This is a genomic window from Ramlibacter albus (genome assembly GCF_014297445.1).
GTDB lineage: Bacteria > Pseudomonadota > Gammaproteobacteria > Burkholderiales > Burkholderiaceae_C > Ramlibacter > Ramlibacter albus.
Genome location: NZ_JACORU010000012.1, coordinates 92,011 through 106,580, shown reverse-complemented (window position 1 = coordinate 106,580; position 14,570 = coordinate 92,011). Strand labels below are relative to the sequence as shown.

Annotated in this window: 15 protein-coding genes; 6 read left to right on the top strand and 9 right to left on the bottom strand. The window is 67.7% G+C overall.

All coding sequences use genetic code 11. The annotated features are described in order from the left end of the window. Position 1: 1 nt before the first annotated feature. The gene (locus tag H8R02_RS24960; protein WP_187084224.1) at positions 2–1,654 is read right to left on the bottom strand and encodes an NAD+ synthase; all 1,653 of its coding nucleotides are present in this window, start codon (positions 1,652–1,654) and stop codon (positions 2–4) included. Here H8R02_RS24960 and H8R02_RS24955 point away from each other — a divergent pair. From H8R02_RS24955 to H8R02_RS24940, 4 genes are all read left to right on the top strand, one after another. Then, complete coding sequence (locus tag H8R02_RS24955) at positions 1,653–2,825, top strand: GNAT family N-acetyltransferase (RefSeq protein ID WP_187084223.1); 1,173 nt, start codon at positions 1,653–1,655, stop codon at positions 2,823–2,825. The genes H8R02_RS24960 and H8R02_RS24955 overlap by 2 nt on opposite strands. A gap of 40 nt (positions 2,826–2,865) precedes the next feature. Then, the gene (locus H8R02_RS24950) at positions 2,866–4,416 is read left to right on the top strand and encodes a wax ester/triacylglycerol synthase family O-acyltransferase (protein WP_187084222.1); all 1,551 of its coding nucleotides are present in this window, start codon (positions 2,866–2,868) and stop codon (positions 4,414–4,416) included. A gap of 21 nt (positions 4,417–4,437) precedes the next feature. Continuing rightward, a complete protein-coding gene (locus H8R02_RS24945) occupies positions 4,438–5,769 on the top strand; it encodes an anthrax toxin-like adenylyl cyclase domain-containing protein (RefSeq protein ID WP_187084221.1) in 1,332 nt (443 codons plus the stop codon). Between the two features lie 98 nt (positions 5,770–5,867). Further along, the gene (locus tag H8R02_RS24940) at positions 5,868–6,665 is read left to right on the top strand and encodes an esterase/lipase family protein (RefSeq protein WP_435531302.1); all 798 of its coding nucleotides are present in this window, start codon (positions 5,868–5,870) and stop codon (positions 6,663–6,665) included. A 1-nt stretch (position 6,666) separates the two neighbouring features. Here the strand turns inward: H8R02_RS24940 and H8R02_RS24935 are convergent, their stop codons facing one another. The 3 genes from H8R02_RS24935 to H8R02_RS24925 form a co-directional block, all read right to left on the bottom strand. Then, on the bottom strand, positions 6,667–7,056 hold the full coding sequence (locus tag H8R02_RS24935) for a type II toxin-antitoxin system VapC family toxin (RefSeq protein WP_187084219.1): 390 nt from the start codon (positions 7,054–7,056) through the stop codon (positions 6,667–6,669). A gap of 4 nt (positions 7,057–7,060) precedes the next feature. Next, the gene (locus tag H8R02_RS24930) at positions 7,061–7,279 is read right to left on the bottom strand and encodes an AbrB/MazE/SpoVT family DNA-binding domain-containing protein (RefSeq protein WP_187084218.1); all 219 of its coding nucleotides are present in this window, start codon (positions 7,277–7,279) and stop codon (positions 7,061–7,063) included. 108 nt (positions 7,280–7,387) lie between these two features. Next, positions 7,388–8,995 (bottom strand): gamma-glutamyltransferase family protein, encoded by a 1,608-nt coding sequence (locus H8R02_RS24925; protein ID WP_222622630.1) that lies wholly within the window; start codon positions 8,993–8,995, stop codon positions 7,388–7,390. 99 nt (positions 8,996–9,094) lie between these two features. Here H8R02_RS24925 and H8R02_RS24920 point away from each other — a divergent pair, with 99 nt between their 5' ends. Together H8R02_RS24920 and nth are read left to right on the top strand one after the other, a co-directional pair. Then, complete coding sequence (locus H8R02_RS24920; RefSeq protein ID WP_222622629.1) at positions 9,095–9,952, top strand: LysR family transcriptional regulator; 858 nt, start codon at positions 9,095–9,097, stop codon at positions 9,950–9,952. Next, positions 9,949–10,593, top strand: a complete 645-nt coding sequence (nth, locus tag H8R02_RS24915; protein WP_187084216.1) for an endonuclease III — start codon at positions 9,949–9,951, stop codon at positions 10,591–10,593. The genes H8R02_RS24920 and nth overlap by 4 nt, the downstream gene beginning before the upstream one ends. Here nth and H8R02_RS24910 read toward each other — a convergent pair. The 5 genes from H8R02_RS24910 to H8R02_RS24890 are packed head-to-tail and all read right to left on the bottom strand — an operon-like array spanning position 10,583 to position 14,566. Next, positions 10,583–11,668, bottom strand: a complete 1,086-nt coding sequence (locus H8R02_RS24910) for an ABC transporter substrate-binding protein (protein WP_187084215.1) — start codon at positions 11,666–11,668, stop codon at positions 10,583–10,585. The genes nth and H8R02_RS24910 overlap by 11 nt on opposite strands. An 18-nt stretch (positions 11,669–11,686) precedes the next feature. Then, positions 11,687–12,556 (bottom strand): ABC transporter permease, encoded by an 870-nt coding sequence (locus H8R02_RS24905; RefSeq protein WP_187084214.1) that lies wholly within the window; start codon positions 12,554–12,556, stop codon positions 11,687–11,689. A gap of 1 nt (position 12,557) precedes the next feature. Continuing rightward, positions 12,558–13,304: an ABC transporter ATP-binding protein gene (locus tag H8R02_RS24900; RefSeq protein WP_222622633.1), complete on the bottom strand. Its 747-nt coding sequence runs from the start codon at positions 13,302–13,304 to the stop codon at positions 12,558–12,560. 49 nt (positions 13,305–13,353) lie between these two features. Then, entirely contained in the window at positions 13,354–14,163 is an 810-nt protein-coding gene (locus tag H8R02_RS24895) for an alpha/beta fold hydrolase (RefSeq protein ID WP_187084213.1), read from the bottom strand. Next, on the bottom strand, positions 14,156–14,566 hold the full coding sequence (locus tag H8R02_RS24890) for a VOC family protein (protein WP_187084212.1): 411 nt from the start codon (positions 14,564–14,566) through the stop codon (positions 14,156–14,158). The genes H8R02_RS24895 and H8R02_RS24890 overlap by 8 nt, the downstream gene beginning before the upstream one ends. Between the last annotated feature and the right edge of the window lie 4 nt (positions 14,567–14,570).

Genomic DNA, 14,570 nt, shown 5'->3' with positions numbered 1-14,570 from the left:
GTCAGCGGAATTTGTTGGTAATAGGATACCGCCAATCCTTGCCGAAGCTGCGGTGAGTGACCCGGATGCCCACAGGCGATTGCCGGCGCTTGTACTCGTTGATGCGCACCAGCCGCGCCACCTTCTCCACCACGGGGCGGTCGAAGCCGGCGGCCACGATCTCGTCGACACCCTGGTCGAACTCCATGTAGCGCGAGAGGATGTCGTCGAGGACCTCGTAGGGCGGCAGGCTGTCCTGGTCGACCTGGTCGGGCCGCAGTTCCGCGCTGGGCGGGCGCACGATGATGCGTTCCGGGATCGGGTTGGCGCCGGTGCCGTACGGGTCGTTCGCATTGCGCCAGCGCGCGAGCTTGAAGACCGTCGTCTTCATCACGTCCTTGATCACCGCGAAGCCGCCGGCCATGTCGCCGTACAGCGTGCAGTAGCCCGTGGCCATCTCGCTCTTGTTGCCGGTGGTCAGCACGATGCTGCCGAACTTGTTGGAAAGCGCCATCAGGATCACGCCGCGGATGCGCGCCTGGATGTTCTCCTCCGTGGTGTCCTCCGGCAGGCCCGCGAAGTCGTTGGCGAGCGCGCCCTTGAACGCCTCGAACATCGGCGTGATGCCGATCTCCTCGTACTGCACGCCCAGCCGCTGGCTCATGTCGCGCGCGTCCAGCCACGAGATGTCGGCCGTGTAGGGCGACGGCATCATCACGGCGCGCACCTTGTCCTTGCCCAAGGCGTCCACGGCGATCGCGAGCACCAGCGCGGAGTCGATGCCGCCCGACAGCCCCAGCAGCACGCCGGGGAAGCCGTTCTTGGTCACGTAGTCGCGCACCCCGGTGACGAGCGCGTCCCAGAGCTCCGCTTCGGCCACGGGGTCCGGCGCCATCGGCCCGGAGATATTCACCGAATCGTCGACGTCGACGAAGAACAGGTCCTCGCGGAAGCTCGGCGCGCGCGCGGCGAGCACGCCGTCGGCGTTGACCGCGAACGAGGCGCCGTCGAACACCACCTCGTCCTGGCCGCCGACGAGGTGCGCGTACACGAGCGGCAGCCCCACGGCCCGCGCGCGCTCGCCCATGCGGCCGATGCGCTCGGCGTCCTTGTTCGCGTGGTACGGCGATGCGTTCGGCACCACGAGCAGCTGCGCGCCGGAAGCGAGCGCCAGGTTGGCCGGCTCGTCGAACCACGCGTCCTCGCAAATGATGAGCCCGACGCTCACGCCTTCCACCTGGAACACGCAGGTGCCCTGCCCGCGCGTGAAATAGCGGTACTCGTCGAACACCTGGTAATTCGGAAGCTCGCGCTTGGCGTAGGTCTCGATGACCTTGCCGTCGGCCAGCACGCTGGCCGCGTTGTAGCGCTGCTGCACCTGCACCGACTTGCTCTTGAGCGAGCGGCCGTGCGGATGGCCAACGACGACATGCAGCCCCTTCAACCCCGCGAGTTCATGGGCCACCCGTTTCACGGCATCATCGCAGGCAGCCATGAAGGCGGGCCGCAGCCACAGGTCCTCCGCGGGATAGCCGCAGATGGAGAGTTCCGGGGTGACGACGAGCCGCGCACCGCGTTCATAGGCAGCGCGCGCCGCGTCGATGATCTTCTGGGAGTTGCCGGCGATGTCGCCGACCGTCAGGTTGAGCTGGGCGACGCAGATCTTGAGGGGCATGGCAGCGTTGAGTCGAGTCGCAAACGATTATGTCACCCGGGTGCTCGGTGCACCGGGCGAGGTAACAGCCTCCGAATGGGACGCGCTGCTGCCTGCGGGCGCTTCGCCCTTCGTGCGCCATGCGTACCTTGCTGCCATGCACGGCAGCGGCAGTGCCACGCCCCGCACCGGCTGGACGCCGCGCTTCCTCACGCTGTGGCGCGGCGGCGAGCTGCATGCGGCCTGCCCGCTCTACGTGAAGGCGCATTCGTACGGCGAGTACGTGTTCGACTGGGCCTGGGCCAATGCGTACGAGCAGCATGGGCTCGCGTACTACCCGAAGGGGCTGGTGGCCGTGCCTTTCACGCCCGTGCCCGGGCCTCGGCTGCTCGCGCGTGACGCGAAAGCGCGCCGCTCGCTCGTGGACGCGCTGCTCGCGTACTGCCGCAAGGAAGAGCTGTCGTCGCTGCACCTGCTGTTCACCGAGGACGAGGACGTCGCGGCCTGCGAAGATGCGGGCCTCATGCTGCGCCACAACGTCCAGTTCCACTGGACCCACGCGGGCTGGAGCGACTTCGACGCATTCCTCGCCAGCCTCGCGCAGGACAAGCGCAAGAAGATCCGCCAGGAGCGCCGCAAGGTGGCCGAAGCGGGCGTCACGTTCCGCTGGTCGCGCGGCGCGGACATCGCGCGGGCCGACTGGGACTTCTTCTACCGCTGCTACGAGCGCACCTACCTCGAGCACGGCAACCCGCCCTACCTCACGCGCGACTTCTTCGCGCGGATGGCGGCCGACATGCCCGAGTGCTGGCTGATGTTCATTGCCGAGCGGCGCGGCCGGCCCATCGCCTCCAGCCTGATCGCCGTCGCCGACAACGTCGCCTACGGCCGTTACTGGGGCGCCCTGGAGCGCGTGGACTGCCTCCACTTCGAAGCCTGCTACTACCAGCCGCTGCAGTGGTGCATCGAGCACGGCTTCACCAGATTCGAAGGCGGCGCCCAGGGCGAGCACAAGATGGCGCGCGCGCTGATGCCGGTGCGCACCACCAGCGCGCACTGGCTGGCCCACCCGGCCTTTGCCGACGCGGTCGAGCGATTCCTCGAGCGTGAAGGCCAGGGCATCGAGAACTACCTCGAGCACCTCGCCGAGCGCTCGCCGTTTCGCCAAGGCGACAGTTTTCCTCCACGCTAACCCTAACCTTCCGCGGCGGCTTCCGGTTCAATATGCCGCGATGAAGACACTCAGCGGCCTCGACGCCACCTTCCTGTACCTGGAGACGCCCGAAACGCCCATGCACGTGGGCTCGCTGCAGCTGTACGAGCTGCCGCCCGGGTTCAAGGGGAGCTTCCGCAACGCGATGCGGGACCACATCGCGAAGCGGATGCACCTGGCACCGATCTTCAGCCGCAAGCTCGCCTTCATGCCGTTCGACCTCGGCCATCCGCTCTGGGTCGAGGCCGACGAGGTGGACCTCGACTTCCACATCCGCAAGGTGCCCGGCGGCGCGATGACCGTGAAGCAGGCGGAGGCCATGTCCGCGAAGCTGCACTCGCAGCTGATCGACCGCGAGCATCCGCTGTGGGAGTTCCACGTCTTCGAGAACGTCAAGCCGCCCAGGGGCATGGCGCTCGAAGGCAAGCTGGTGGCCTTCTATTCCAAGATCCACCACGCCGCGCTCGACGGCAAAGGCGGCACCGTGCTCGCCAATGCCATCCTCGACATCGCGGCAACACCGCGCGAAGTGCCGCCGGCCGACCCGTCGCGCCGCAAGCGCACGGCCGGCGACCTGAAGATCGGCGAGATGATCGGCGCGGTGTTCTCCAACTCGCTCGCGCAGTACGCCAAGCTCGCGAAGTCGCTGCCGGTGGCGGCGTCGGGCGTGGGCAGTGCGCTCGTCAAGCAGTCCGTCAAGGGCGGCGACAAGGGGCTCACGAGCATCCGGCCCAAGATGCCGGTGCAGCTCGCGCCCAAGACCATCTTCAACGTCGGCATCACGTCGCAGCGGTCGTTCGCGACCGCGACGATCCCGTTCGCCGAATGCCGCACGATGGCCAAGGCCGTCGGCGGCTCGTTCAACGACATCGTGCTGTGGATCTGCGCGACCGCGCTGCGCAACTACCTGCAGGAACACGCGGCTCTCCCGAAGAAGCCGCTCGTGGCCGCGATGCCGGTGAGCCTGCGCGAGGAAAGCAACAAGGAGCTGAACAACCAGGCCTCGATCAGCGTCGTGCAGCTCGGCACCAACCACGCCAATCCGCTCAAGCGCATGCAGGCCATCATGGAGTCCACGGCCAAGGTGAAGCAGGCCCTCGCCGGCCTGAAGTCCGTGCTGCCGACCGACTACCCCTCGCTGCTGGCGCCCTGGCTTGTGGGTGGCGCGGGCAGGATCGTGCTCAAGACGTACGGACGCGAAGGCATCACCGAGCGTTTGCCGGCCATCGCCAACGTCGCCATCAGCAACGTGCCCGGCCCGCAGGTGCCGCTTTACCTGGCCGGCGCGCGCATGCTCACGTTCCACCCGCTGTCGATCGTGATGCACGGCCTGGCGCTCAACATCACGATCCAAACCTACGCGGGCCGTGTCGACTTCGGCCTGATCGCCGACCGCAAGGCGGTGCCGCAGCTGCAGGCGCTGGCGGATGGGCTGGAAGCGGCATTCGTGGAAGCCCGGGGGTTGTTTGCCGCCGCACCTGAGACACTGGCTGCGAAGCCTGCGCCCCGCAAGCGGCCCGCCAAGGTGGCCCGCAAGCGCGCGCCGGCGCCCCGCCGCGCTGCGGCCTAGCCCCGGCAAAGGAGTATCGCCATGGCGGCCATCGGCCTCGTCGCATCGCTCGCGCATCCCGAGAACGGCATGATCGAGGGCGACATGAACGCGACACTCTCGGTCGCGGACCGCTACAACGAGGTGATCATCTTCCGCTCGACGGGGCCCTGGTCCAAGCGGTGGATCCGGGAGGGCTACCCGACCAAGAACTTCCACGTGAAGGGCAAGAGCTCCGACTGGGGGCCGCAGGCCGGCTTCGTGCCCTACCTCGGCAAGTACAGCAAGGTGGGCGACAACCTCACCAAGGCCAACAAGTCCACCGGGTTCAACGACACCGGCATCCACGACGGCTACGCCGCGAAGGCGCAGCTGGTGCTGTCGCACGGGGACCTGCTGGTCCAGCTGCTGCAGCCCGAGGAAAACCCGCAGCGGTATGCGATGCACCGCATGGTGCAGACGCGCAACGGGCGCAACTACCTGCTCTTCGCGCGCCGCAGCGGCGACAACCGCGTGTTCGCGTTCAAGGCGGTGCGCAACGACTGGCTCAAGGGCAAGTTCCAGATCTTCGTGTACGACGACGACACGCCCACGGGCGACCTCGCCCGGCTGGAGCTGATGCCGGTCAGGCCCCTGCACGTGATGACGTCGTCCGAACGCGGCGCGAACAACCGGCCGATGACGGGCGACTACGACCTCATGGCAGTTTGCCCCCCCTGGCGCGACTACATGTCCCGCTCGACGGAGGACATCACCAAGGCCGCGGTCGTGTTCACCGGGCACGAGAGCACGGCGACGGGCCAGACCTTCGCCAAGGGCAGCTTCATGGACCGCGTGCTCGACATGCGCGTCAACACGGGCGCCGTGGCGCGGCGCACGCCCAGTGGCGGCTACGTCACCTTCCAGGGCCTCACCGCCGACAGCCACAACAACATCATGGTGGATGGCGAGGCGACCGGCGAGAAGCTGGGCGAACACGGGGACATGGGCAACCTCACGCCGCGCATCCTTCGCTGCATCAACGCGCTGAACGCCGCGATGAGCCCGGACACCGGCGACTCGCCGCTGCGCCGCGTGCACCACAACGCCGAGTCGCACCGGCACTCCACCTTCGGCGCGCTGCAGGCGGGCGAGATGGAATCGGCCAACGAAGGGTTCCCGATGACGGGCTTCCACCCGCGCGGGCTGCAGCAGCGCACGGGCTGGACCTACGGCGACGTGGCGACGCTGGAGAACATGACCGAGTTCCGCGCGTACTGCGACGCTCTGGAAGCCGCGGGCTACCAGGTGCCGCGCAATTCGAGCTGGAACATGTCGGTGCGCAACCGGTTCGCCACGTTCAACCCCTTCCCCGGCGGCATCCGCAGGGGCTAGTTCTAGAGGCGGCCACCTAAACGAGGGCAAGCCTGAGGGACGGCAAGGCGCAACGGTGATACGGTGGGCTGCACAACAACCGACAGGACGCAGTCTCGATGCTGATGGCAACGCGCAGGACCCGTAACGACCACCTCCCCCCGCCGAGCCTTGCGCTCCTCGCCCTCGAATTCCGCGCGCCATGGGAGTTCGGCGCCCTCTTCCCCGCCTGGCCCGCACTGCAGCACGCCCCGGCCGGTGATGGCCACGCTGTGGTCGTGTTCCCGGGCCTGTCGGCCAGCGATTCGTCCACCGTGCCGCTGCGCCGCTACCTCGCCTCGCGCGGCTACAACGCCGACGGGTGGAACCAGGGGTTCAATTTCGGTCCGCGGGCGGGTGTCGTCGAAGCGGCGCGCCGCGCGGTGCAGGCAGCGAACGACGCAAGCGGCCGCAAGGTGAGCCTGATCGGCTGGAGCCTGGGCGGCGTCTATGCGCGCGAACTTGCGAAGGCAATGCCAGACTGCGTGCGCTGCGTGATCACGCTGGGCACGCCCTTCGCGGCGCACCCGAAGTCCACCAACGCGTGGCGCATCTACGAGCTCACCAGCGGCCGCAGCGCCGACCGGGAGCATGAAGAGAACGCCGATTTGCACATCGCGCCGCCGGTGCCCACGACCAGCATCTACTCGCGCACCGACGGCATCGTCGCGTGGCAGGGCAGCATCCAGAAGCGGGACCACGCGCAGGTGGAGAACATCGAGGTCATCGCCAGCCACATCGGCATCGGCGTGAACCCGAGCGCGTGGTGGGCGGTGGCGGACCGGCTGGCGCAGCCGGAAGGTGAGTGGAAGCCGTTCGACCGGTTCGGGTTCTATGGGTTGAAGGGGCTGCTCTATCCGGACCCGCACCGCCCGTAGCTCAGGCCGGCAAGTCCTTTGGGAAGAACCGCACGTTCGGCAGCCCGTCGAAGTGCTGGTCCTGCGTCCACAACACCGCGTCGAACGCCTGCGCGGTTGCGTAGATGATGCTGTCGGCCAGCGGCAGGCCCAGCTTCGCCGCGCTCAGCGCCAGCATTTCATCGAGCGGCACGAGTTGCCCCTGCTGCATTTGCGCTGCAACCTGCAAGGCGGTGTCCTCACCATGCGTGCGCAGGACCTTCTTGAAAACCTCGTAGAGAACGAGAACGGGAATGACAAGGCGTTCGGTGTCTTCGATCGCTGCCGCGAAGCGATCCGCGTGAGCCGTGTCGAAGAAATACTCCAGCCATGCGGATGAGTCGACGACGTTGAAGGGCTTGCGCGGCGCCATGCGGTCAGAGCCGGTCGTCGTCGCGGTCCACCTGCGTGTCCGCTGGACGCCCGGACTCCCGCAGGATGCCGCGCATGGACTTCATGGCTCTGGCCGGGATGATCTCCACACGGTTGCCGTAGCCGATCACGTGCATCTTGTCGCCCGGCGACAGCCGCAAAGCCGACCGGATCGGCTGCGGGATGACCACCTGGAACTTGGGAGACAGGGTAACGACTTCCATATCGATCATCATATCGTTAAACGATCTGCGGATCAATCGGCCGTGGTATCTGCACGGCGGTGATACCCCGACGCGGCGTCGATGACGCGGTCGGGATGCGTCAGCGCTTCAGAAACCCGCGACGAGCCCGTCGCGGCGCGAGTCCGAGGCGCAGACATAGCCTTCCACCTTCGGGTCCCCCGCGCGCCAGATGAACTGGCCGCTGCCGAAGTCCTGGTAGCTGTCGTTGATGACGTCCAGCTTGTGGCCGCGCTCCTGCAGCGCCTGGATGGTGCTGGCCTTCATCGCCGCTTCGACGTTGAGCTCCAGGCCCTGGTTGAAGCGCCAGCGCGGCGCATCGCACGCGGCCTGCGGGCTCTGCTTATAGTCGAGCATGCGAACCAGCGTCTGCATGTGGCCCTGCGGCTGCATGTTGCCGCCCATCACGCCGAAACTCATCACCGGCTGGCCGTCCTTCGTGAGGAAGGCCGGGATGATGGTGTGGAAGGGCCGCTTGCGCGGTGCGACGAGGTTGGCGCCGCCGGTGAGGTTGAAGCCGTGGCCGCGGTTCTGCAGGCTGATGCCGAAGGTCGGCTCCACCACGCCCGAGCCGAAGCCCATGTAGTTGCTCTGGATGAAGCTCACCATCATGCCGTTCTCGTCGGCCGCGGTGAGGTAGATCGTGCCGCCCTTGACCGGGTTGCCGGCCTTGAAGTCCTGCGCACGCTTCATGTCGATCAGCTTCGCGCGCGAGGCGAGGTAGCCGCCGTCCAGGAGCTGCTCGGAAGTGACTTCCATGGCGGAGCGTTCGCCGACGAACTTGTACACGTCCGCGAAGGCCAGCTTCATCGCCTCGATCTGCAGGTGCTGCGAGTCGGGGCTGTCCACCGGCAGCTCGGCGAGGTCGAAGTTGGAGAGGATGCCGACGGCCATCAGCGCCGCGATGCCCTGCCCGTTGGGCGGGATCTCGTGCAGCGTGTAGCCCTTGTAGTTCTTCGCGATCGGCGTCACCCACTCGGGCTTGAACTCGGCGAGGTCCTTCGCCGTCATGCTGCCGCCGTGCTCGCGCGCGAAGCGCTCGAGCGCCTGGGCGATCTCGCCGCCGTAGAACGCGGAGCCCTTCGTCTCCGCGATCAGGCGCAGGGCTCGCGCCGCATTCTTGAACTGGAACAGCTCGCCGACCTTGGGCGCGCGGCCCCAGGGCAGGAAGCTCTGCGCGAAGCCAGGGAACGAGCCGAGTTCCGGCGTCGCCGCGGCCCACTTCTGCTGCACCACCACCGGCATCAGGTAGCCGCGCTCCGCGATCTCGATGGCGGGCTCGAGCAGGTCGCCGAAGGGCAGCTTGCCGAACTTCTGCGACAGCGCCACCCAGCTCGCGACGGCGCCGGGTACCGTGACGGAGTCCCAGCCGCGCTTGGGCGGCGTCTTCGCGTCGCCGTACTTCGACTTGAAGTACTCCGGCGTCCAGGCCGAAGGGGCGAAGCCCGACGAGTTCAGGCCGTGGAGCTGCTTGCCGTCCCACAGGATCGCGAAGCTGTCGCTGCCCAGGCCGTTGCTCACGGGCTCGACGACGGTCATGGCGGCGGCGCAGGCGATCGCGGCATCCACCGCGTTGCCGCCCTTCCACAGCATGCGCAGGCCGGCCTGCGAGGCGAGCGGGTGCGAGGTGGAGACGGCGTTGCGCGCGAAGACGGGCAGGCGCGTGGTGCGGTAGGGGTTGTCGAAATCGAAATTCATGCGCCGATTATCGGCCTGCCACGCCAAACGAAAAGCGAATAATCCTTTAGCGGGCCTAAAGCTCTGCTTTAGGATGGCGGGGTGTCCAGCATCCGCCTCATGAAGACTTTCCTCGCCGTCGCGTCGGAGGGCTCGTTCGCCGCCGCCGCGCACCGCGTCGCGCTCACGCAGGCGGCCGTGGGCCAGCAGATGCGCACGTTCGAGGCCGAGCTGAAGCGGCCCTTGTTCGAGCGGCATGGGAAGGCCGTGGTGCTCAACGATGCCGGGCGGGCGCTGGTGCCTTCAGTGCGTCGCCTCGTCGGGCAGTACGAGCAGATGCTCGCCGACCCGGGCGCGCCCGACGCGATGGCGGGCACCGTGCACCTCGGTGGCGTGGTCTCCGCGCTGCGCGCGCTCGTGCAGGCGACGCTCGTGCTCAAGGACCGCCACCCGGCGCTGGACCTGCACGTCTCCGGCGGCAAGTCCATGGAGCTGCTCTCGCGGCTTGCGGCCGGCGAGCTCGATGCCGCCATCGTCGTGCGCGAGCCCGGCAGCGGCCGCGCGGAATTCGCGTGGACGCCGCTCTACGCGGAGCCGATGGTGCTGCTCGCGCCGCGCAACGTGGAGGCGGCTGCACCGCGCGAGCTGCTGCAGCGGCACCGCTTCATCCGCTTCGACCCGACGCAGCACACCGGCCAGCTGGTCGAGCGCACGCTGAAGAAGCTTCGCGCCAAGCCGCAGGAATTCCTGGAGCTCAACGCCATCGAGGGCATCGTGGACCTCGTGCGCTCGGGCCTCGGCGTGTCCGTGCTGCCGCTGCTGCGGGATGCGCGCTGGGCCACCGAGCCGCGGCTGCGCGTCGTCGAGATCCCGCACGCGGAGGAGCGGCGCATGGCGCTCGCGCGGCGGCGCGACTCGGACAAGGCCGCCGTCATCGCCGCCGTCGCGCGCGAATTCCAGCTGAGAACCGACAAATGAAAGACCAGGACGTCGACCCCTTCTTCGCCACGCTGCGCGCGGCCAACCCGCTGCCCACGAGCGAGCTCGAATACACGAGCGTCTTCGAGCTGCTCGTGGCCGTGCTGCTTTCCGCGCAGGCCACCGATGCGGGCGTGAACAAGGCGACCCGCCGCCTCTTCCCCGTCGCGAACACGCCGCAGGCGATCCTTGCGCTCGGGCCCGAAGGCCTCGAGGGCTACATCAGGACCATCGGCCTCTACCGCATGAAGGGCAAGCACCTGCTGGAAACGTGCCGCATCCTCGTCGAGCAACACGGCGGCGAGGTGCCGCGAGACCGCGAGGCCTTGCAAGCCCTGCCCGGCGTCGGCCGCAAGACCGCGAACGTCGTGCTCAACGTCGCGTTCGGGGAGCCCACCATGGCGGTCGACACGCACATCTTCCGCGTGAGCAACCGCACGGGCCTTGCCCCCGGCAAGGACCCGTACGCGGTCGAGATGAAGCTGGTCGAGCGCGTGCCAGAGGAGTACATGGTGGACGCCCACCACTGGCTCATCCTGCACGGCCGCTATGTCTGCGTGGCGCGTACGCCGAAGTGCTGGCAGTGCGCCGTGATCCAGTACTGCGACTACCAGCCGAAAACCGCGCCGCCTACGCCTTGAAGGCCTGGGCCATCTGCATGACGGCCTTGCGGTCGAACGCGTTCACCTCGTCGATCAGCTCGTTGCTGAACACCTTGTTGGCGTCGACCTGCTTCGCGAGCTCGGGCATCTTCGCCGTTTCGCTTGCGACCGCGATGTGCGCCTTCCACTCCTCCAGGCTCGACGCGCCGAAGCGCTGGTCGCTGTCGTCGGGCCGGCGCATCCAGTTCTCCTTGCGGTCCTTCAGGATGAACTTCATCTCCTTGCGCGCCTCGTCCTCGGTCTTGCCCTTGGGCTTGCTCTCCGGGTACACGCCCCAGTGCGCGTCGATCGCGGCGTCGAGGTTCGAGTGCGCGAACAGCGTGGACTTCGCCATCGCGCGGAACAGGCCGACGTAGGCCTTGCGGTCCGCCTGCAGCGCCTTGCGCGGCACGCAGATCCAGCTGGACCCCACCTTGGTGAACTTGGGCGTGAGCGGCACGTAGCGCAACTTCGTGCCGACCAGCTCGATGCGCGCTGCTGCCGTGTCGAACGTCACCATCGCATCGACGCGGTCGTTGTCGATCGCCGCACCGGCAGGCGCGCCGTCGCCGATCGCGATGTACTCGTTCTTGTCGTCCTTCAGCCCGAGTTCCGCAAGCATCGTCTTGGTGACGACGATGCCGGGGTCGCCCTGGTTGCGCACGCCGATCTTCTTGCCCGCGAGGTCCGCCGCACTCTTGATCGGGCTGCCCGGCTTCACCACGATGACGTTCGCGTTGCGCGGCAGCCATTCGTAGACCGCGACGAGGTCCAGCGTCGGCTCTTTCGCCATCGCCGGCAGCAGGATGCCCGGCGCCATCGGCCCGAAGTGCACCTGGTTCGTCATGAGGCTCTGCAGCGCCTGCGTGATCGAGGTCATGTTGACGTACTCGACGTCCACGCCTTCGGCCTTGTAGAAATTGATCTTCGGGTGCTGCCCGCTCGTGATGAAGCACTGCTGCGCATCCATCACGCCGGCGGTGTTGGCCACCTTCAGCACTTTCACGCCCTGCCCGAAGGCCGGCACGGCGGCCAGGGCCAGCGAGCCCAGGCCGAATTCACGTCGCGTCAACATGGAGTCTCTCCTTCGATGTCAAACGTTGATGGTCCGCTGCTGCGCCGGGTCCTGCGGCATCCAGTGCAGCACGCGTTGCTGGATGCGCCGCAATATCGCGGTGAGCACGATGCCGATGACCGACAGCACGATGAACACCGAGAAGCTGCCGCCCGTGTCCATCTGCGCTTCCATCTGCAGGATCAGCACGCCCAGCCCCGCCTGCGCGCCGACGAATTCGCCGACGATGGCGCCCACCACCGCGAACGCCGCGGCCATGTTCAGCCCCGCGAAGATGTAGGGCAGCGCGCTCGGGAACTTGGCCTTGCGGAAAATCTGCCACGGCGTGGCGGAAAGCGAGCGCAGCAGGTCGATGCGGTCCGGGTCCACCGCCTTGAAGCCCGCGATGCTGGTCACCAGCACCGGGAAGAACGTGAGCAGGCAGATGATGGCCACCTTCGAGCCGATGCCGAAGCCGAGCCAGACCACGATGATCGGCGCCACCGCCACCTTGGGCAGGCTTTGCAGCGCGGCCACATAGGGCTCCAGGATCGCCTCCAGCCGCGGCATCTGCGACACGATCACGCCGATCGCCAGGCCGATCGCGCTGCCGACGAAGAAGCCGAGCAGGATCTCGATGAGCGTGACGCCGCTGTGGTACCAGAGCCCGTCCTTCGCCATCGGCGACGTCGCAAGCCCGCGCCATAAGGCCACCGCGATGTCGCTCACGGGCGGGATGAGGAACTTGGGCACGTGGAACAGCCGCACGCCCGCCTCCCACGCCGAGAGCAGCACCACCAGCAGCGCGAGCGAGCTCGCGCGCGGGCCCATGCGCCACCGCTTGCGCGGCTGCGGGCGGGTGGTGGGTGCCTCGGGCATGGCGGTGGTCACAGGGAAGGTGGTGGACATGTCAGTCGAACGATCCGGTGTGGGAGAACAGGTCGCGGATCTCGTCCGCGATTCGGCCGAATTCGGGCTCGGCCATCGAATGCATCGTGCGCGGCCGCGGCAGGTCCACGCGCAACTCGCGCTCGATCGTGCCGGGGCGCGGCGTCATCACGAGCACCTTGTCGCCCAGGAAGATGGCTTCGGGGATCGAGTGCGTGATGAGGATGACTGTCTTGCCGCTTTCGGACCAGATGCGCTGCAGCTCGAGGTTCATGCGCTCGCGCGTGAGCGCATCGAGCGCGCCGAAGGGCTCGTCCATCAGCAGGATCTTGGGGTCGTGCAGCAGCGCGCGTGCGATGGAGGCGCGCTGCTGCATGCCGCCGGAGAGCTGGCGCGGCAGCTTGTCCTCGAAACCATCGAGCCGCACCATGTGCAGCAGCTGCATCGCGCGTTCGCGCGCGGCCTTGAGGTCGAGGCCGAGCACTTCGGCCGGGAGCATCACGTTCTGGAGGATCGTGCGCCATGGCAGCAGGATGGAGCTCTGGAAGACGAAGCCGACGTCGCGGCGGGTGCCGTTGACCGGCTGCCCGTCGAGCGTAACGCTGCCATGGGAGGCATCGAGCAGGCCGGCGAGGATTCGCAGCAGCGTGCTCTTGCCGCAGCCGCTGGGGCCGACGATGGATACGAAGCTGCCGCGTTCGATGGTGCAGTCGATGCCTTTGAGTGCGACGACGTCGCCGAAAGTTTTCGAAAGGCCCCGGATCGTCATGCCGGACTCGACCCGGCGTCCATCGTCCTGCGCCACCATGGATCCCGGGTCAAGCCCGGGATGACACGTGTTCATGTTCCGTCTCCTCGAGGAAATTCGTGATTGCGTGCGCAACGGCGTCAGTCGCTTGCATGACAGTGACGTGGCCCACGTCGTCCAGCATCAGCCGGCGGCTGCCGGGGATGCTGTCCGCGAGCGCCGTCGTGATCTGCGGCGGCACCACGCGGTCCAACGCACCCGCAAACACGAGGGTGGGCGCTTCGATCGCAGCGGGCGTGAGATTCAACGCCGCGGAAACCGTGCGCGTGCGCCGCTGCGAGCGCTCGGTGTTCGGCCGCGCATTCGCGAAGATGCGGCGCAGGTCCGGCCGCTCTCGCAGGAAGCGCTCGGGGAAGAACCAGCCGGCCAGCTCCTCCGCGGTGTCAGGCAAACGCAAACGCAACTCGCCGATGCGCGACGCGCCCTCGGGGTACGCCTGCTCATAGGTGAGCGGGATGGCCCAGGTGCTGCCCAGCACGAGGCGATCCACCGAGCCGGGATGCAGCAGCGCCATCGCTTGCGCCACGCGCCCGCCGAACGACGAACCGAACACGTGCGCGCGCTCCCAACCGAGACCGTGCACAAGCGCGGCGGCGTCATTCGCCAGCTCTTGTAGCGTCGCGGGCTGTGCGGGTGATTCCGTGTCGCCGCAATCCCGCTGGTCGTACGCAATGACGGTGAACCGATCCGCCAGCAGCGGCACGAGCGCGCCGAACATCTGCCGGTTCGCTTCCGCCCCGTGCATCAACACGAGCGGCGGCCCTTCACCCGTGCGCTCGTACGCGATGCGCACATCGCCGGCTTGCAGGAACTCAGGCACGGCCGCCCTCCTCGTCCAGGAAGAAGGTCAGCTCGATCTTCAGCCCCTTCGGGTCGCGCAGGAACAGCTGCTCGATGTTCCAGCCGGGGACGGGCGCCTGCGTGAACGCAACGCCCTGCGCGCGCAAGTGCGCCTTGGTCGCCTCGAGGTCGCGGCCCTTGAACGAGATGTGGTCCAGCGGGCCCGTGACGGGCTCGCCCGCCTCGACAACGCGATCGAGGATGGCGTAGAGATGCACGATCGGCACCCCGCCGGCATACAGCCACGTACCGGGCGCGGGGATGTCGGGCCGCCTGCCCTTCTCCAGCCCGATCACGCGCATGTAGAAGTCGTCCAGCGCCGGCAGCTCGCCCGGCGCGCAGCGGATGGTGTAGTGGTTCAGGCCGGTGACGATTCCGGGCATGGCA